This is a genomic window from Kitasatospora purpeofusca, assembly GCF_034043715.1.
Taxonomy (GTDB): Bacteria; Actinomycetota; Actinomycetes; order Streptomycetales; family Streptomycetaceae; genus Kitasatospora; species Kitasatospora purpeofusca_A.
The window spans coordinates 1-17,768 of the sequence record NZ_JAXCLC010000105.1 but is presented as its reverse complement, the minus strand read 5'-3'; the positions used below and the strand labels follow the sequence as shown (position 1 = coordinate 17,768).

Below are 17,768 nucleotides of genomic sequence, written 5' to 3'. Positions count from 1 at the left end.
GAGGCGCTCCGCCGGCCGTCCCGGGACCCCTCGGTTCGCGGCCTGCGGAAGCCTGACGGCTCTGGCCGCCTGGGCGCTCCCCTGACCGCCCGGCGCTCGGACCCGGCGGTTCGAGGTTGCTTTCCTCGCCGCTCCCCGGATCGCCCGCCTCGCGGTCCTGCGGCTTGGGGCCGGCCGCCCGACTGCCCGGTCGCCCGCCTCGCTGCTGGGGGCTGGCTGCCGGGGGGGGGCTCCCCGGATTGCCTCGCGCGCCGTCCCGGCGGCTGAGTCTGCCCTCCGTGCCGCTCCCCGGATTGCCTGCCTCGCTGCCCCGGGGGCCCGATCCCGCTCGTCGACCTTCCGCACGCCGCCGCTCCCACCGAACATCCGCCCGGGCCGGCGCAGGCCGAGGCGGCACACCGAGGCCGCCCCGACCGTGGGCCGCCCGGGACCGCGACCGGGCGGGCTGGGATCCCACTCGCCCGCGCCCGCCCGCCGACGTCACCACCGCTCTGCACCCGGCCGCGCCGCCTGGCCGGTCGGAGCCGACGCGGGGCGAAGCGGGTGCCTGGTCTCTGCCGCGCGGGGTGGAGGCCGCGCGCGGGAAGTCAGCCGGCTCGACTTCTCACGCACGGTCTCCGCCGCGCGGGAAGTCAGCCGGCTCGACTTCTCCCGCACGCGGCAGTTGGTCGGCGAGGCATGTATGCGGTGGGGCCTGGTCGCAGGCAGAGGGAGACCAGCCGCTTCGAGCCGCCCCACTCGCCGCGCGGCCTGCTGAGGCCACCGGTCGGTTCCACTCGCGCCGCCCCGGCCTTCTGCTGGGCGCGATGGCGCCACGCGCGGGAAGTCGGCCGCTTCGACTTTTCGCGCGTTCGGAGCCCGCGGGTCGGTCGGTCCGAATGCCTTCGCCGGGGATGGTTCCGCTGGTGGCGCTTCCGGAGGTCGGCGGGTCCGACTTCCTGCGTGTAGTGGTTGGTGTGCGGGTCGGTCGCGCGACTGCCCGGAGGCGGATGCTCGGCCGTGGGCTCGGATGCCGGGTACAGCCGGGTACAGGAGGTCGGCGGGTCCGACTTCGAGGAGCTAACACAAGGCTTGGACGCGTCGGTAGGTGATCACGCAGCAGGCCGGTTCGAGGAAGGCCTCGTGGATGTCGTCGCGGATGTCCCAGCGGATCCGTAGGCGTCGAAAGCCCTGGATCCAGGCATTGGTTCGCTCGACGACCCACCGCACGGCTCCGAGGCCGGAGCCGCGCGGCACTGCCCGGCGGGCGATCACCGGCTTGATAGCCCGCTTCCACAGCAGGCGGCGGTACTTGTCGAAGTCGTAGCCCCGGTCGGCGAACAGCTGCCTCGGCCGATGACGTGGCCGACCGGTCTTCCCGTGGATGCGGGGGATCGCGTCCAGCGACGGCAGTAGCCGGGTCACGTCGTGGCGGTTGCCGCCGGTCGGGGTGGTCGCCGGCGGCGTGCCGCGGCCGTCCGTGATCACGTGGTGCTTCGAAGCCCGGTCGAGCGCGGTCGACCGGGCTCGGTCCCGTTCTGCGCCGCCGCGACGGGCCTGCCGGTGCGAGCCGTCGACCACCGCCCGCGACCGGTCCAGCTCGCCGGCACGGTGCAGTTCGGTCAGCAGCACCTGGTGCAGCCGGTCCCACACCCCGGCCTCGTGCCAGTCCCGGAGCCGGCGTCAGCAGGTCATGCCCGAGCCGAAGCCGAGCTCCTCCGGCAGCCACTCCCACTGGATCCCGGTGTGCAGAACGAACAGGATCCCCTGCAGACAGCCCCGGTCGTCCAGCAACGACCGGACGGACGAACAGACCTGGAAGTCACACAGTTCTGTTAGCTCCTCTTCCAGTGCATGTGGTGCTTCGGCGGGCGGGTTCGTTGCTGCGGGGTGTCGGTTCCGGAAGTCGGCCGCACCGACTTCCCCCGCGTGCACTCGTCCGGCCGTGCGATCCGTGCCGGCGCAGGAAGTCGGCCGCGTCGACTTCCTGCGCGGGAGGGCGGCGGCGGGTCAGGCGGGCTGGCCGCGCCAGCGGCGGTAGGCGGGTTCGAGGCCGGACAGGATGGTGTCGAAGCGGCGGGTGCTGGTGGTCGAGTCGACCTGGAGCCGGCTGATTTGGAGCGGGTGGGAGGGGAGCCGGGGGCCGAGGCGGTGGTCGGAGAGGAAGCCGAGCCGGTAGCCCAGCTCCTGGAGGACGCCCTCGGCCCGGACGTCGTGGCCGCCGTCCGGGTAGGCGAAGGCGATCGGCGGCTCGCCGAGCCAGCGGGTGAGGGCCTCGTGGGCGCCGGTGATCTCGGTCCGGACGGTGGCGTCGTCGCAGCGGCCGAGGCACGGGTGCCCCTGGGTGTGGTTGCCGATGGCGACGCCGCCCTCGCGGAGCGCCAGCAGGTCGGCGGGGGTGAGCTGCTCCTGGCCGGGCGGGCGGCGGTCCGCGCTGACCCGCAGTTCCTGGAGGCTGCGCCGGCGGTCCGGGTCGGGCATCGCCTTGAGCCTGCGGAGCAGCTGCGAGGGGTGGCCGCAGTCGAGCGAACGGGCCCGCCCGCCGTTCCGGGCGAGGAAGTCGGCCTCGTGCCACCAGAACGGCCGCTCCGTCCCGATCAGCTCGGAGATGACGAAGGCGGCGGCCGGGATGCCGCGTTCGATCAGCGCGGGCAGCGCGTGCGTCAGGACGCTGCGGTCGGCGTCGTCGAAGGTCACCAGCACACTGCGGGCGGGCAGCGGACGTCGTTCGGCGACGGCTTCCTGCACGGCGGCGAGCGAGACGGGTGTCGCGAGTCTTCGCAGCCGGTCGAGCTGCGCGCCGAACGACCGGGGGTCGGTGACCCCGTGGTACGCGAGCACGGCGAGCCGCTGCGCCGCCCGGGCCCGGAACAGCGGCTGGACGGGTGCGAACCGCAGCCAGTCGACCCGCGCCTTGGCCGGACCGCCGGCCGGACCGCCGGCCGGACCGCCGGCCGGACCGCCGACGGGATCGCCGACGGGACTGCTGGCGGGACCGCCGACGGGCGCGACGGCCGGGCCCTCGGCTCGCTCGGGCGGCCGACGCCCGGGCGCCGCCGCCGGTGGGGGAGCCAGGGCCCGGACGGGCCGGGAGCAGGTGCGGGTCGCCGTGGCGGACCGGGTGGCCGCGCGGGACCGCCGCTTCCGGCCGCCGGGCTGGGTGGCGACCGGCTGCCCGTCGGTCGGCATAGCACTGGCGGGGTGGGCGGCGGTCGGTCGCGCGGCGCCGGACGCGGGCGGCGGGGCGGCGGTCGGTGGCGGCCGCAGGTCCGACAGGGCGGTCACCACGGCCCTGTTGAGTGCGGTGAGGCCGGAGGTCGACGTCGTGGAATGGGACTGCGGCACGGTTCCCCCTCGGTCGCCGATGCGGCGTGGCGGTACCGCCGGAGGACAGAGCCCGGCCTCCGACTCCAGGGCGCGGCGGCTCCGCCCCCTGGGTATCTCCGGTCCACGGCGGGGACTCCCAACCCGCACCGCGGACGGCTCCTGGATCGCTCAATGTAATGGAGACAGCTACGCCCCGTTGATGGTTGTACCGGACCGGCAAGGAATTTTCGCGGCGCCGGAACAATCCCGGGACGGCACCGGAACGAACTCGGGACGACGCTCGATCGGGCACCGGAACAGGCACCGGAACAGGCACCGGAACAGGCACCGGACCGGCCCCCGCAAGCGGCACCCCGGCGCGCGCCGGGGCGCACCGGCGGAGTGCGTGCGCGCCCCCCCGGCCGACCGCGTCGGCGGTGACCCGCCGTGGCCGACCGGTCGCGTCCTGCGGGCTGCCCCGGCGGCGGCCCCGAGGTACCTTGGGCTCATGGCAGACGCGGAACGTGATCACCACCACCCGCACGGCGCGACCCGGATGACGCGGTTCTGGCACGGTGGTGCCCTGGTCACCCACCAGGTGCCGCTGGCACTGGTCGGTCTGGCCTGCCTCGCGCTGGGCATCGTGGTGGCGGTCGTGGTTCCGGACAGTGACGGACCGGCCTGGGCGATGGCGGTCGCGGGCTGCCTCGCCGCCGGAGTGCTGCTGCTCGGCCGGATCGGCGTCGCGGTGTTCCGCCGGCACCGCCGCGCGGCGGCCTGAGCCGACCGGGAGCGGACGCCCCGGCCCCCGGACCGAGTGTCCCGGCCTCTGCGCCGGCTTCCCGGCCGGGCGTTTGTCGAATTGCGCCGGAACCGGTCGCGCACCGAACTCCCGATCGGATCCATCCGGTCGAATCGGCCGGTTTTCGGCCCAACTGCCAACTCCTTCTCGCTTCTTTCACAATTCCGGGGCACCAGCCCCACAGTTCCCCCTACTGTGATGTCGGTCCGAAGCGCCAACCGCGCCGGATGCGAGGCCACTTGCCGGCGCCGGGGAGGGCGCCGCAGAGGGGGGAGCGATGAGCGGCAGCGCTGTGCCCGGAACGGCCCCGATCACCGGGGGGATCCGGGCCCAGGTGAAGCGCAGGCTGGCGCGCCGGGTCGGGAGCAGTCCCGGCGAGGGCGCCACCGTGCTGATCTACCACCGGGTCGGCGGCGGGAGCCCGGACGAGCTGGACGTCGCCACCGCCGACTTCACCGCCCAGGCCGACCTGCTCGCCGCCCTGCCGCCCGGCCGGGTGGTCTCCCTGGACGAGGCCACCGACCGGATCGAGGCCGGCCGTCGCACCCCGGGCGTCGTCCTCACCTTCGACGACGGCTTCGCGGACGTGTTCGAGAACGCCTGGCCGCTGCTGCGCGAGCGCCGGCTGCCGTTCACCGTCTACCTGGCCAGCGGCCACGTCGGCGGCGAGATGCGCTGGGAGGGATCGACCGCCAAGGCCGCCGGCGCCCCCGCGCTCAGCTGGGAGCAGCTGCGCGAGATGACCGCCTCCGGCCTGTGCACGGTCGCCAACCACACCCGCACCCACGCCCGCCCCGAACTGCTCACCACCGCCGAGCTGGACGCCTGCAACGACGAGGTCGAGGAGCACCTCGGCGTCCGCCCCAGCCACTACGCCTACACCTGGGGCGTGCCGGTCCCGCACATGGAGCCCGCGCTGCGCGCCCGCTTCCGGACCGCCGCCACCGGCGAGGTCGGCCGCAACACCCCCGGGGTCGACCCGGTACGGCTGCGCCGGGTGCCGGTCCGCCGCACCGACCCGATCGACTTCTTCCGGGCCAAGCTCCACGGCCGGCTGATCCCCGAGCGCGCCTACGCCAGGATCGTCGCCACCGCGAAGGCGGTGGGCGCCCGTGCCTGAGGACCGAATACCCCCGCGCCTGCGCGGCCCCGGCGGCCGCCCGCTGCGTGTCGCCCACCTCACCACCGTCGACATGAGCCTCCAACTGCTCCTCGCCACCGAGCTCAAGGTCGACCTGGAGGCCGGCTTCGAGACGTACGGGATCAGTGCCCCGGGCCCGTACGTGCCCGACCTGGCGGCGATCGGGGTGCGGCACGAGCCGCTGCACGCGCTGACCCGGGCCTGGGAGCCGCGGGCCGACGCCGCCGCGGCCCGCGAACTCCTGGCCGTGCTCCGCCGGATCCGCCCGGACGTGCTGCACACCCACAACCCGAAGACCGGTGTGCTCGGTCGGGTCCTCGGCCGGCTGGCCCGCGTCCCGGTGGTCGTCAACACCTGCCACGGGCTGTGGGCGCAGGCGCACGACCCGTTCGCCAAGCGCGCCTTCGTGCTCGGCGCGGAGGCCTTCGCCGCCCGCTTCTCGCATGCCGAGCTGTACCAGAACGGCGAGGACCGCCGGACCCTGGCCCGCGCTGTCCCGGCCCGCCGCTCGCGGGTGGTCGGCAACGGCGTGGACCTCACCCGCTTCGCCACCGATCCCCGCGCCCGCGGCCGAGCCCGGGCCCGGTTGCGCGCCGAGCTGGGCCTCGGGCCGGACGAGCTGCTGGTCGGCGGGGTCGGCCGCCGGGTCGCGGAGAAGGGCATCGGGGAGTACGCCGAGGCCGCCCGCGCCCTGACCGGCAAGGCCAGGTTCGTCTGGATCGGCCCCGACGACCCGGACAAGCCGGACGCCCACGGCGCCGAGTCCGGGGTCGCCTTCCTCGGTCCGCGCGCCGACATGCCCGCCGTCTACGCCGCGCTGGACGTCTTCGTCCTCCCCTCCTACCGGGAAGGGTTTTCCCGTTCCGCCATGGAGGCCGCCGCCGGCGGCCTGCCGATGGTGCTCAGTGACATCCGGGGCTGCCGCGAGGTCGGCACCCACGGTGAGCACCTGCTCCTCACCCCGCCCGGGGACGCCCGGGCCCTCACCAGTGCGCTGGACCGGCTCCTCACCGAACCCGGCCTGCGCGAGCGCCTCGGCACGGCGGCCCGCCGCCGTGCCGGGGCGGCGTTCGACCAACGGGCGGTCGCCGCCGTCTCGCTGGCCACCTACGCGGCCGTCGCCCGCGCGAAGGGGCTGCCCTGGACGGTCGGCTGAGCCCGCCCACGACCACACCACCGCATCAGGGGAAGGACCGTCATGAAGCGAGGGGGGGACCTCGCGATCACCGTCCTGACCGGGATCGTCGCGATTCCGCTGGGTCTGGTGATCGCTCTGCTGATCCGCTGCACCATGGGCGGACCGGTGCTCTTCCGACAGACCCGGACGGGGCTGCGGGGCCAGGAGTTCGAGATCCTCAAGTTCCGCACCATGCGGGACAGACGATTCCCGGAGGAGCCGGACGCTCCCCGGATCACCCGGCTCGGGGACCTGCTCCGCCGGACCAGCCTGGACGAACTGCCGCAGCTGTGGAACGTCGCGCGCGGCGAGATGGGGGTGATCGGGCCCCGGCCCACGCTCCCCGAGCAGGTCGTCCACTACTCCCGCCGCCAGCGCGGCCGGCTCGACGTGCGGCCCGGCCTCACCGGCTGGGCCCAGGTCCAGGGCCGCAACTCCATCACCTGGCCGGAGCGGATCGAGCTCGACCTCTGGTATGTCCGGAACCGCTCGTTCGGCCTGGACCTGCGGATCCTGCTGCTGACCGTCAAGGTGCTGCTGAACCCGGCCGGGATCACCGCCGCCGGCGGGGTCAACCCGGGCTTCCCGGCGCCGACCGAGCCGACCGGGCCGACCGAGCCGACCGGGGTCACCGAGCCGACCGGGGCCACTCGGGCCACCGGGGCCGCTACTACCGGTACTGCCGCCGCCGAGCCGGCTCCCGCCGTGGTCGGCGTGCCCCGGCAGGCCGCCGGGCCGAGGCCGGTCCCGCCGCTCCGCGCTCGGCCGGCCCGGCCGGCCCGCCCGGCACCGGTCGGCGCCGCCGTCGAGGAGGCGTCCTGACCGCGGGACCCGGCAGGATGGCCCCCATGCCCTCCGCCACGGACCCGCCCGCACTCTGGATCGCCGGTGCCGGCGGCGTCGGCCGCGAGGCGCTGGACACCGCGCTCGCGGCCGGCGTCCCGGTCGCGGGATTCCTCGACGACCGTCAGCACGGCGCCACCGTCCGCGGCCTGCCCGTCCGCAGGCCCGCCGATCTCGGACCCGGCGATCTCGGGCCCGGCGCCCGCTATCTGGTCGGCATCGCCGACCCCACCGTCCGGCAACGGCTGGCCGCCCTGCTGGACGGCCTGGGGGCGGAGCCGTTCACCCTCGTCCACCCCCGGGCGCTGATCGCCCCGGACACCCTGCTCGGCCCCGGCTGCCTGGTCATGGGCGGCGCGTACGTGTCCAGCAGCGTGCGGCTCGGCGCGCACAGCCAGGTCCACTACAACGCGACGGTCGGCCACGACACGGTGACCGGCGAGCGGGTGACGGTCTACCCGGGCGGCAACGTCTCCGGAGCGGTGCTGCTGGCCGACGGCGCCACCGTGGGCTCCAACGCCGTGGTGCTCCAGGGCCGCGCGATCGGCGCCGGGGCCTTCGTCGGCGCCGCCGCGGTGGTGACCAGGGACGTGGCCCCCGGCGAGGTGGTGGTCGGCTCCCCGGCCCGCCCGCTCCGCCGGACCTGAGCGCCGCGCCGGACCTGAGCGCCGCGCCGGACCTGAGCGCTCCGTCGGACCTGAGCGCCGCGCCGGACCTGAGCGCCGCGCCGGACCTGAGAGCTCCGTCGGACCTGAGCGCTGCGCCGGGGCCCACCCGTTCGGCGCCAGGGCGGGCCCGGCACCCCGATAGGCTCCGGGACATGGCGATTCCGAAGTTCCTGGCCGATCTCCGCGCGGTGGTCGGCGCCCGCAAGCTCTGGCTCAGCGCCGCCGCCGCGGTCGTCCTGGACGAGGAGGGCCGGGTGCTGCTGGTCCAGCGCGCCGACGACGGCAGGTGGGCGCCCCCGGGCGGCATCCTCGACCCCGGCGAGCAGCCGGCCGACGGAGCGGTCCGGGAGTGCCTGGAGGAGACCGGGATCGTCGCCGCGGCCGAACGGCTCGTCGCGCTCACCGTCTCGCCGGAGATCACCTACCCCAACGGCGATGTGACGCAGTACCTGGAGGTCGTCTTCCGCTGCCGCCCCGTGGGCGGGGAGGTCCGGGTGGACGAGGACGAGACGCTCGCGGTCGGCTGGTACCCGCTGGACGCGCTGCCGCCGATGGGCGAGCGCGAGCTGGGCTGGATCGACCGGGCGGTGTCCGGCCCGGCCGAGACGGCCTTCCAGTGGGACGGCGCGCAGCGCCCCTGAGGCCCTAGAGGGCGCCGAACCAGGCCGCGGTCCGCTCCAGGCCCTCGCGCAGCGGGACCGGGCGGACATCGGGGAACAGCTCGCGCAGCCGCGCGTTGTCGGCCTGCGAGTCGCGGACGTCGCCCGGCCGGGGTTCGGTGTGCGCGACCTCGACGGGGCGGCCGAGCACCGACTCCAGCTCGCCGACCAGCTCCAGCAGCGAGGTGCGGGTGCCGAAGGCGAGGTTCACCGGGTCCGCGCTCACCACCCGGCGGAGCACCGCGTCGGTGATCACCTGGGTGACGGTGCCGACGAAGGTGAAGTCCCGGCTCTGCCCGCCGTCCCCGTGCACGGTCAGCGGCCGTCCGGCGAGGGCGGCGTCCAGGAAGGCCGGGACGACCGCCGCGTAGGCGTGCCCGGCGGGCTGCAGCGGGCCGAACACGTTGAAGAACCGCAGCGGCAGCACGCCCAGCCCGTAGCAGTAGTGGTAGGCCGCCAGATAGGCCTCGGTGGCGAGCTTGCTGACCGCGTACGGGCTCATCGGCGCGGTGCGCATGGTCTCCCGCTTGGGCAGCTCCCGGTTGGCGCCGTAGACCGAGGAGGAGGACGCGGCGGCCACGTAGAGGCCCCCGGCGCGGCGGGCGGCCTCCAGGACCTCCAGGGTGCCGGTGGCGTTGGCGTGGTGACTGGCCAGCGGATCGGCCACCGAGCGCGGCACGGAGGGCAGTGCGGCGAGGTGGACCACCGCGTCGGCCCCGGCGAAGGCCGCGTCCAGCAGCTCCGGGTCGAGGACGGTGCCCTCGTGGAGGACGGCCCCGGTGCCGGCCAGGTTGGCCTTCTGCCCGGTGGAGAGGTCGTCCACGACCCGGACCTGGTCCACCTCGGGCCGGGCCAGCAGGGTCCGGACCAGGTTGGCCCCGATGAATCCGGCTCCGCCGGTGACGACCACGCGCATGGCTGAGGTTCCCCCCTCGCGACGACCCGGTCCGCTCGGCCGGCCCCGCGCCGATGGTAGCCGCGCGGTCACCCGCCGTGTGCCGGAACCCCGAGAACGGCCGGGGGAGGCCGCAGAAGGCCCGGGGAGGCCCGGAAGCGGCTGTCGGGGACCCGCCCCGTCGGCAGCCCGGCCCCGGTCAGCCCTTGGGCTGGCGGTACGCCTCCTCGGCGGCGTCCAGCACCGCCGCGAGGTCGCCGCCGGCCGTGGCGGTGGCCACCGCGGCCACCGCGCCCTCGACGAACGGGGCGTTGGCGAACCGCACCGGGAACGGCAGACCGTGCTCGTCGGCCTCGGCGAGCAGCGCCCGGACGGTGGTCACCGCGCCGCCGAGGTCGGCCAGGACGACCACGCCGTGCCCCTGGTCGACCCGGCGGGTGGCGGCGGCGACGAGCACCGCGCTGATGCCGGGTCCGGCGACGAGGTCCCCGCCGGTGCCGGCCACCGGGGCGGGGGCGGGGGCGGCGGTCAGCGCGAGGGCCAGGGCGCGGACGGCGTTGGCGAGTTCCTGGCTGTGCGAGACCAGGACGACCCCGACCCGGCCGTGGGCGGGCGGACGGCCGGGAGGGGCGGGTCGGGGCAGCGGGGCGGGTGCGGGCGGGGTGCGGGGCGCCGGCGGGTGCGCCGAGGCGGCCTCGGAGATGGGGATGACATCGGCGCGGGTGCCGTCCCGGCGGCTCATCGGTTGCTCCTCGGGGCGTTCGGTGGGGGGCTCCCCACACTCTGGCAGTTCGCCTGCCGCGCGCCCGCGCGGGACACGCGCCCCCGGGGGCGCGCCGGGGCGTGCGGGGCGGAGTCCGCACGCCGTCGACCGTCCGTTCCTCCGGTGGAGACCGTCCGCCCCTCCGGCCGGTGGAGACCTGGTGATCCCGCTGACCGGGGCTGCGGCGGTGACTAGGCTGGTCCCGTTCGGACGTCGGGAGGAGAGAGCAGCAGTGGCAGCCAACAGCGGGACCGGGGTGGAGGCGACCGAGGTGTCGGAGCTCGCCGCGAGCGGGAAGCCGAAGGTGGACTTCACCGGGGCGACCTGGCTTTTCAGCAGCCAGGGTGTCGGGGACGTCCAGATCGCTTTCGTGGACGGGTACATCGGCATGCGGGACGGCCGTCAGGAGGACGGCCCGATCCTGGTGTTCACGCCGGGGGAGTGGCGGGCCTTCGTGCTCGGCGCGCGGGACGGCGAGTTCGACCTCAGCTGACCGGATCCGGGGGCCGCGACCCTCGCCGGGTGCCGGTCCGGTCTTGCCGGATCGGCACCTCGCGGGTACCCCTCGGGGGTTCCGGGGAAGCCGGATGCCCCCGAAGGTCTCCGGTGGTCATCGTTCCGATCACATTTGAACGTGCCTCGTCATAATTTCTGTTGACTGCTGGACAAACGCAGCTCAGAGTATGAACACAGGCAGACGCCGTGCCCACCGCCCCCACGCGGCCAGACACGGCGCCTGCTGTGCGACCCGGCAGTAATGCCGAGCCTCCTCCCAGTCATCCCTCTGCGCACCGGGGGTGCGTCGGCCGGTCCCGGCCCACAAGGGGCCGGCAGTCGCCGGGAGGATGGCGCCGATCCCGAGAGCGACTCAGGGCCGGCACCGTGCTCGGGACCCGCACGCCCCCACGCGGCGGCGTCCCGAGCAGGTCTGCGGGAGCGACGGGCCGGGGCCCCGCAGACCTTGCCTGTGAAACATGGAACTGTTGGCTTGTGTGCTGTGCGGCGCGACGGCGGAGCTGGGTGCTCGGCACGACGGTGTGCACAGTGAGGGAAAACGCGTGTAGGGCCGCGTTGCGACAGGCCGTCCCCCCGGAGGGTGAAACCCAGAACGGCTGTCGTGCTGAACCGAACGTAGCCCGGACGGTTGCTCAGAGTCAACATTGGTCTCTGAGCGTGGATCTCCGTCCGGCGCCCCACCCACCCCGCGAGTGCGGTGTGGCGGGCACGTACGATGTTCCCATGTCTTTTCTCCGCCGTCGCTCCGGTCAGCCCACCGGCCCGGACTTCGACGTGCTCGCCATGGACCCGGGTGACTGGCCCGGCGACTTCGGTGCAGCCATGATGACCGGCCCGGACGGCGCCTGCCAGGGGATTTTCCTGCGCTACGACCTGTTCGGCGGCAGAGGCCCGGCGATGTTCATCGGCAACCTCCCCGAGGGCTCGCCGGCCCGCGAGACCGGCGACAGCGTGCCCTTCGAGGTGCGCCAGCTGCTCGCGGCCCTGGAGAACGAGGAACCGGTCGACTTCGTCTCGGCGGAGGACTTCCCCGTCATGCTCGGGGACGACCTGCTGATCGTGAAGAAGGTCAAGGTCAGTGAGGGCCGGGTCTTCTGTGCCCAGTTCGGTCGGAGTGACGGCGTGCAGGTCACCATCGCCTCCTGGGACCGGCCGATTTCGGACGATCTCTACCAGTTGCTCAAGCCGCTGCCCGCGGACATGTTCCAGCAGGGCTGAACGAAGCGGGCCGATGGCCCGGAGGGCGGCGTTCCGGTTCCTGTTGCGCGTTGGTCGGGACGCTCGTCGCGATCTCCGCAGAGGCGTCTGCACAGGTGTTCCGTCGAGGCGTCCGTCGCGATTTTCGCCGCCCCCCGGGCCGCACCGCCCGGTCCGTGCCTCGGGCGCTGCTTGACGGCTTCGATCACGGCTTCGTAAAGTCGCGAACATGCCGTGCCGTCTCCCGCTGCTGACCCGTCGCAGCTACCTCGACCTGCGGCGCACCGCCAGCGCGGCGTGTCCGGGTCACTGAGGGGGATTCGTCCCCGAGGCGGCGGGCGCCCGGCCGAGCGGCCGGCGCCGATCCGGGGGCGGCCCCTGTGCCGGACCCCGGGTCCCGGGGTGCGCATCGAGCCGGAGTCCCGGGCCGCCACCAGCTACCGCGCGCCCGTCCCGGCGCGCCGCCCGCCAGTCCCCGCACCAGCCGACGGGGGTGCCGGCGCCGACAGCGGACCGGCCGAGCCCCCGACGACAGCGGAGGCGTGGCCACGCCGGCCGTCGGCACCGGGGCCCGAGCCCCGCCGGCGGGTGCGGATTCCGAGCCCACGCTGCCGCCCCGGAGGCCCCAGCCCCATGAGTACCGTCGCCGCCGACCAGTCGCCCGCCGTCCCGTCCCCCGGCCCCGCTCCCTCCCCCGTCCAGGCCGCCCTCGCCGGGCTGCCCCGAGTCGTCGACCTGCTGGCCGCCCGGGCCGAGGAGCACGACCGCGACGCGACCTTCCCGTACCAGGGCATAGAGGCGGTGCACGAGGCCGGACTGCTGACCCTGACCGTCGACGCCCGCTACGGCGGCCCCGGCGGCACCCTCGCCGACACCGTCCAGGTCCTGGCCCAACTCGGGCGCGGGGACGCCTCGGTGGCCGTGGTCACCGCCTTCACCCTGCTCCAGCACGCCGAGCAGGCCCGGACGGCGGGCTGGCCGACGGCCGGCTACCGGCGGCTGCTCACCGAGTCCCGGCGCGGTCCGGCCCTGGTCAACACCCTGCGGGCGGAGCCCGGGAGCCCCGAGGGCGAGCCGCCGGCCACGGTGGCGCGATGGGACGGCGGGGCCTGGCTGCTGACGGGCCGCAAGACGTACTGCACCGGCGCCGAGGCGCTCGCCTGGATGGCGGTGACCGCCCGGACCGACGAACCGGTGCCCCGGACCGGCACCTTCCTGGTGCGCGGCGAGAGCGAGGGCCTGGAGGTCGATCCGACCTGGGACCAGCTCGGCCTGCGGGCCAGCGCCAGCCACGACGTGGTTCTCGACGAGGTACGGGTACCGGCCGAACTGGCCCTCGGCCTGAACCCGCCCGGCAGCGCCGCCGGAAAGGGAGCGGCCGCTTCCGCCGTTGCCGTCCCGGCCGCCGAACTGGCCCGGGCCTGGCACGATCTGGCGCTCTCGGCGGTGGCCGTCGGGGTGGCCCGCTCGGCCCAGGACTGGCTGGTGCGCTTCCTGCACCAGCGAACTCCGGCCAATCTGACCGAGCCGCTCGGCAGCCTGCCCCGCTACCGGAGCGCGCTGGGCGAGATCGAGGCGCAACTGATCGGTGCCGAGGAACTCGTCCACGGTCTGGCCGCGCGGGTGGACCGGGCCGAGCCGGAAGCGGTGGCCCGGACGGGGCCGGCCCATCTGCTGGCCACCCGGGCGGCGACGGCCGCCGTCCAGCAGGCCGTCTCGCTCACCGGGAACCCGGGGCTGAGCCGGCGTCACCCGCTGGAGCGGTACTTGCGGGACGTGCTCAGCAGCCGGGTCCATCTGGCCCCGGACGAGGCCGTCCTGGAGGCCGCCGGTCGGGCCGCCCTGGAGCGCGGCCTGCGGCACTGACCGGCGGGCCGCCCGGGCCGACCGGGTCTCCCGGCCGTCCCGAGCGCCGTCCGGAGTGCGATGCGCCGCGCCGCACCGACGAGCGCCGCACCGACGAGCGCGGCCCGGCGCCGGGCCGGACGGCCCTCACCTGGTCCCGACGGCGGCCCGGACGGCCCGGCGGGCCAGCGCGGCGTCGTCGTAGAGCCGGCGGATCATGATCCGCTGCTCCTCGCCGGCCCCCGGCACGTCGTACAGCCGGATCTCCCGCATCAGCACCAGCACCAGGTTCACCAGGAACGCGTCCCGGGCCATCGTGCCGCCGCTCTGCGCGAGTTGGCTGATCTGCCGACGGGCCGCGGTGTCGCCGGAGAGCACGCTCCAGAGCACCGCGAGGTCGTAGCCCGGCAGGTACCAGCCGGCCTGCTCCCAGTCGACCAGCACCGGCCCGGAGGGCGCCAGCAGCATGTTGCTGAGCAGCGCGTCGCCGTGGCAGAGCTGGAGCTGGCCGTGGCCGAGCCCGTGCATCAGGCCGCGCAGGTCGCCGGCGTCCCGGTCGGTGAGCTGGCCCACCGAGTGGTAGCGGGCGATCTCCAACTGGTAGTCCAGCCGGGGCTGGAAGACGTCGGTCGGCGGGCGCCACAGGTTGAGCGTGCGGACGGCGGTGAGCAGCGCGCGCACCTCGCCGGGCGTCGGGGCGTTGGCCGGGTGGCGTTCGCGGGCCGCCGGCCGGCCGGGGACGCGCTCCATGACCAGCACGCAGCGGTCGTGGTCGGCGGCCACCAGCCGGGGCAGCCGCACCGGCGGACGGTGGCGCACGAAGGCCCGGTAGACCGCGACCTCGTGGTGGAAGTCGGCGACCAGCTGTTCGAAGTACTCGCTCCGCACGGCCTGCGGGGCCAGGCACTTGGCCACCACCGGCGTCCGGCCGATGGTGCCCGCCACCAGGATGTGGCGGCTCCCCTCGCGCAGCACCTGGCGCGGGGTGAAGGCGGGGCATATCCGCGCGACCCCGGCGAGGGCGGCCCGGACGGCCGGGGTCTGGAGCGCGGAGGGGTCGATCCGCTCCTGCGTCATGGGCTGGCCCGGCCGGGTCGGCGGGCGCAGCAGTCGGCCGTCCCCGGGGCGGACGGCGGGGATCCGGGCGCCGGGCAGGCGGGTGCCGGCGGTCTCGGCCGGGCGCAGTCCGAGCGCGGTCCGGGCGGCCTGGCCCCGCGGGTCCCCGGACCGGCCGTCGGCGGCGCGCGGGGCGGCGGGCCGGGACGACGGCGGGACCTGCTTCGGGCCGGGACGGCCGACGGCTGCGGTGGGGGGGCGCAGCGCGGTGCGGGTCGTGGTCGGCGTCGGGGAGGTCGCTGAGGAGTACATGGGGTGAGGGTGGTCCCTTCCTGTCCGTCTGCGGGTGCGGCCCCGCAGGGGGTTGCGGGGAGGGCCGGTGCCGCGTGCTTCCTGGCGCGACGGCGGCCCCGGCCCGTTCGGTCGGGCGGTGCGCGGGCGCCGGGCACGGACGCCGGGGCCGGAGCCCCGTGCTGCGGCGGTGGACCGGCCGTCCGCACCCTGGGGAATGCGGTCGGCCGGTACTGCCGTGGCCGTGCCCGGCGCTCCCGCGCCACCCGGCCGCGCCACCCCCTCGGGTGAGGACCGGGGGTGCCCCGTGACCCGTGCGGGGGAACCCCGTACCGGCCTGGGACACCGCCCGACCCGGGGGTCGAGGTGGCGCACCTCTACATCACACCCGGATGCCGGTGGTTGGTAATGTGGCGGACCCTGGCGAAGCCTGGCGAATGCTCGCCCGGCACATGACGGAGCCTCTAGCCTCGAACCAGCCGAGGAACCTGGGGGCTTCACGTGAGCAGGGGACCCAACACCCGACTCGCCGATCTGTTCGTCCTGACCGGATGGTCGAAGGGCGAGCTCGCGCGGCTGGTCAACAGGCGCGGTGCCGCGATGGGACAGCAGCAGCTGTCCACCGACACCTCGCGGGTGCGGCGGTGGATCGAGCAGGGGGAGATCCCGCGCGATCCGGTGCCGAGGGTACTGGCAGCCGTGTTCACGGAGCGGCTCGGCCGTGTCGTCACCACTGAGGACCTCGGTCTGGAACGACACCGGCCCACCAGGACCGGAGCGGCGCAGTCCGCCACCTCGTCACGATGGGAGCCGGATCGAACGGCCGCGGTCCTCACCGAGTTCACGGGAATGGACCTCATGCTGAACCGACGTGGATTGGTGGGCGCGGGTGCCGCGCTCACGGCGGGGGCGGTCGTCGCCGACTCGCTGAAAGGCTGGCTGGGAGGGGCCGAGGTGGCGTACGCGGCCGCTGCCCCCGGCCCGCGTCCGGTGCTCGCCCAGGGCGGTGCCCGGCCGGTGGTGGACCTGTACGACCCGGGCCCGGTCGGGCTCGACGAGGTGGAGGCGCTGGAGCGCTCGGTGCAGGTGTTCCGGGCCTGGGACGCGGCCCGCGGCGGTGGCCTGCAGCGCAAGGCGGTGGTCGGTCAGCTCAACGAGGTGGGCGGTCTGCTGACGCACCGGCACAGTCCGGCGGTGACCCAGCGGCTGTGGCTGGTCGCCGCCAACCTGGCGGTGCTGGCGGGCTGGATGTCGCACGACGTGGGCCTGGAGCCGACCGCGCAGAAGTACTTCATGCTGGCGGCGGACTCGGCCAGGGAGGCCGGCGACCGGCCCCGGGCCGGGGAGGCGATCTCCCGGGCGGCGCGTCAGATGGTGCACCTCGGGCGGGCGGACGAGGCGATCGGCCTGATGGCGGCGGCCAAGGCGAGCGGCGGCCGGATGCTGCCGAGGACGCGCGCGATGCTGAACACCGTCGAGGCCTGGGCGCACGCCTCGATCGGGCAGTCGCAGGCGACCTGGCGGCTGCTGGGCGAGGCGGAGGAGCTCTTCGCCGAGGACCCGGACGGTCCGCCGCCGTCCTGGATGCAGGTCTTCGACGAGGCGGAGCTGCGCGGGATGCAGGCGCTGGTGCTGCGCACGCTCGCCGAGCACGACCGGGCGGCCGCCGAACAGGCCCGGCTGCACGCCGAGCGGGTCATCCGGCTGCGGGAGGGGACGGGGCAGCTGCGGTCGGCGCTGTTCGACCGGATCACGCTGGCCTCGGTGCACTGGCTCACCGGGGAGCCCGACGCGGCGGACACCCAGTGCAAGCTGGCGCTGAGCCTGATCGGCCAGAACTCCTCGCACCGCACCTGGGACCGGCTGCGGGAGATGTACCGGCTGACCGCGCGCTACCGGGGGGTGCCGGCGGTGGACGAGCTGCGGGAGCGGCTGGGGCGGGAGCTGCGGGCGGCGGACGCGAAGAAGCGGCCCGCGCGCGCCTGACCCGGGCCGGGCCGAGGGAAGCCGAGCCGAAACGGGCCGGGCCGGGGTCGGCGGACCGATGGGTCGGGAGGGTCAGGAGGGGTTCGCGGAACGCAGCAGCATGCGCAGTGCGGTGACGGTGCCGTCGGTGCCCAGCACGGGCTCGCCGGTGCACTCGATCATGCCGTGCCCGCCGTCCGGCCGCCGGACCTGGAGGGTGCCGAAGGCGTACCGGCCGTGCACCAGCGCGTCGGTCATCATCCGGCGCAGCTGCGGCCGGTCCGCCTCGCTCAGGCGGTCGGGCAGCCGGTCGAGGCTGAGCGGTCCGTGCCCGGGGTCGCAGCCGAGCAGCCGGTAGGCCTCGGCGGACCAGCGGACGTCGTCGGTGAGGAGGTCCCACTCGGCGGAGCCGATCACGGCCGCGCCGGTCGAGGTCCGGATGGCGCTGTCCACTCTTTCGCCCACCGGCCCCTCGCCGTCGGGGGGGGGCCGCGGGGGGGGGGGGGCGGCGGCGGGGGGGGGGGGGGGGGGGGGGGGGGGGGGGGGGGGGGGGCGGCGCTGGGGGTTGCGGTGGGGGGGGGGGGGGGGGGGCCGGGGGGGGGGGGCGGGGGGGGGGCGGGGCGCCGGCGGGTGCGCCGAGGCGGCCTCGGAGAGGGGGATGACAT

The 17,768-nt window shown here is 75.6% G+C and carries 16 protein-coding genes and 1 pseudogene; 10 read left to right on the top strand and 7 right to left on the bottom strand.

The window, feature by feature from the left end; translation table 11 throughout:
• Window positions 1-1,059: 1,059 nt before the first annotated feature.
• From SM793_RS34050 to SM793_RS34040, 3 genes and pseudogenes are all read right to left on the bottom strand, one after another.
• Window positions 1,060-1,650, bottom strand: a pseudogene (locus tag SM793_RS34050) (IS5 family transposase); the annotation flags it as partial.
• A 12-nt stretch (window positions 1,651-1,662) separates the two neighbouring features.
• Window positions 1,663-1,773 (bottom strand): transposase, encoded by a 111-nt coding sequence (locus tag SM793_RS34045; protein ID WP_320442201.1) that lies wholly within the window; start codon window positions 1,771-1,773, stop codon window positions 1,663-1,665.
• Window positions 1,774-1,989: 216 nt separating this feature from the next.
• Complete coding sequence (locus SM793_RS34040; protein WP_320442200.1) at window positions 1,990-3,324, bottom strand: polysaccharide deacetylase family protein; 1,335 nt, start codon at window positions 3,322-3,324, stop codon at window positions 1,990-1,992.
• Between the two features lie 469 nt (window positions 3,325-3,793).
• Here SM793_RS34040 and SM793_RS34035 point away from each other — a divergent pair, with 469 nt between their 5' ends.
• The 6 genes from SM793_RS34035 (at window position 3,794) to SM793_RS34010 (ending at window position 8,557) form a co-directional block, all read left to right on the top strand.
• On the top strand, window positions 3,794-4,066 hold the full coding sequence (locus SM793_RS34035; RefSeq protein WP_266273249.1) for a hypothetical protein: 273 nt from the start codon (window positions 3,794-3,796) through the stop codon (window positions 4,064-4,066).
• 298 nt (window positions 4,067-4,364) lie between these two features.
• Window positions 4,365-5,207, top strand: a complete 843-nt coding sequence (locus SM793_RS34030; RefSeq protein ID WP_320442199.1) for a polysaccharide deacetylase family protein — start codon at window positions 4,365-4,367, stop codon at window positions 5,205-5,207.
• The gene (locus SM793_RS34025; RefSeq protein WP_320442198.1) at window positions 5,200-6,384 is read left to right on the top strand and encodes a glycosyltransferase; all 1,185 of its coding nucleotides are present in this window, start codon (window positions 5,200-5,202) and stop codon (window positions 6,382-6,384) included. The genes SM793_RS34030 and SM793_RS34025 overlap by 8 nt, the downstream gene beginning before the upstream one ends.
• A 42-nt stretch (window positions 6,385-6,426) precedes the next feature.
• The gene (locus SM793_RS34020) at window positions 6,427-7,227 is read left to right on the top strand and encodes a sugar transferase (RefSeq protein ID WP_320442197.1); all 801 of its coding nucleotides are present in this window, start codon (window positions 6,427-6,429) and stop codon (window positions 7,225-7,227) included.
• A gap of 26 nt (window positions 7,228-7,253) precedes the next feature.
• Window positions 7,254-7,895 carry a NeuD/PglB/VioB family sugar acetyltransferase gene (locus SM793_RS34015; RefSeq protein ID WP_320442196.1) on the top strand — a complete coding sequence of 214 codons (642 nt, stop codon included), beginning with the start codon at window positions 7,254-7,256 and terminating at the stop codon, window positions 7,893-7,895.
• 173 nt (window positions 7,896-8,068) lie between these two features.
• Entirely contained in the window at window positions 8,069-8,557 is a 489-nt protein-coding gene (locus tag SM793_RS34010) for an NUDIX domain-containing protein (RefSeq protein ID WP_320442195.1), read from the top strand.
• A 4-nt stretch (window positions 8,558-8,561) separates the two neighbouring features.
• Here SM793_RS34010 and SM793_RS34005 read toward each other — a convergent pair whose 3' ends face one another.
• A complete protein-coding gene (locus SM793_RS34005) occupies window positions 8,562-9,491 on the bottom strand; it encodes an NAD-dependent epimerase/dehydratase family protein (protein WP_320442194.1) in 930 nt (309 codons plus the stop codon).
• Between the two features lie 178 nt (window positions 9,492-9,669).
• The gene (locus tag SM793_RS34000; RefSeq protein ID WP_320442193.1) at window positions 9,670-10,212 is read right to left on the bottom strand and encodes a PTS fructose transporter subunit IIA; all 543 of its coding nucleotides are present in this window, start codon (window positions 10,210-10,212) and stop codon (window positions 9,670-9,672) included.
• A gap of 253 nt (window positions 10,213-10,465) precedes the next feature.
• Here SM793_RS34000 and SM793_RS33995 point away from each other — a divergent pair, with 253 nt between their 5' ends.
• The 3 genes from SM793_RS33995 (at window position 10,466) to SM793_RS33985 (ending at window position 13,812) form a co-directional block, all read left to right on the top strand.
• Window positions 10,466-10,726, top strand: a complete 261-nt coding sequence (locus SM793_RS33995) for a DUF397 domain-containing protein (protein WP_413816099.1) — start codon at window positions 10,466-10,468, stop codon at window positions 10,724-10,726.
• Between the two features lie 746 nt (window positions 10,727-11,472).
• Window positions 11,473-11,967: a hypothetical protein gene (locus tag SM793_RS33990; RefSeq protein ID WP_030396879.1), complete on the top strand. Its 495-nt coding sequence runs from the start codon at window positions 11,473-11,475 to the stop codon at window positions 11,965-11,967.
• Window positions 11,968-12,579: 612 nt separating this feature from the next.
• A complete protein-coding gene (locus tag SM793_RS33985) occupies window positions 12,580-13,812 on the top strand; it encodes an acyl-CoA dehydrogenase family protein (RefSeq protein WP_320442192.1) in 1,233 nt (410 codons plus the stop codon).
• Between the two features lie 126 nt (window positions 13,813-13,938).
• On the opposite strand, the gene SM793_RS33980 is transcribed toward SM793_RS33985, so the two are convergent.
• Entirely contained in the window at window positions 13,939-15,159 is a 1,221-nt protein-coding gene (locus SM793_RS33980) for an aminoglycoside phosphotransferase family protein (RefSeq protein ID WP_320442191.1), read from the bottom strand.
• A 480-nt stretch (window positions 15,160-15,639) separates the two neighbouring features.
• On the opposite strand from SM793_RS33980, the gene SM793_RS33975 reads away from it, so the two are divergent.
• Window positions 15,640-17,124 (top strand): hypothetical protein, encoded by a 1,485-nt coding sequence (locus SM793_RS33975; RefSeq protein WP_320442190.1) that lies wholly within the window; start codon window positions 15,640-15,642, stop codon window positions 17,122-17,124.
• Between the two features lie 72 nt (window positions 17,125-17,196).
• On the opposite strand, the gene SM793_RS33970 is transcribed toward SM793_RS33975, so the two are convergent.
• Window positions 17,197-17,556, bottom strand: a complete 360-nt coding sequence (locus SM793_RS33970; RefSeq protein WP_320442189.1) for a PAS domain-containing protein — start codon at window positions 17,554-17,556, stop codon at window positions 17,197-17,199.
• Between the last annotated feature and the right edge of the window lie 212 nt (window positions 17,557-17,768).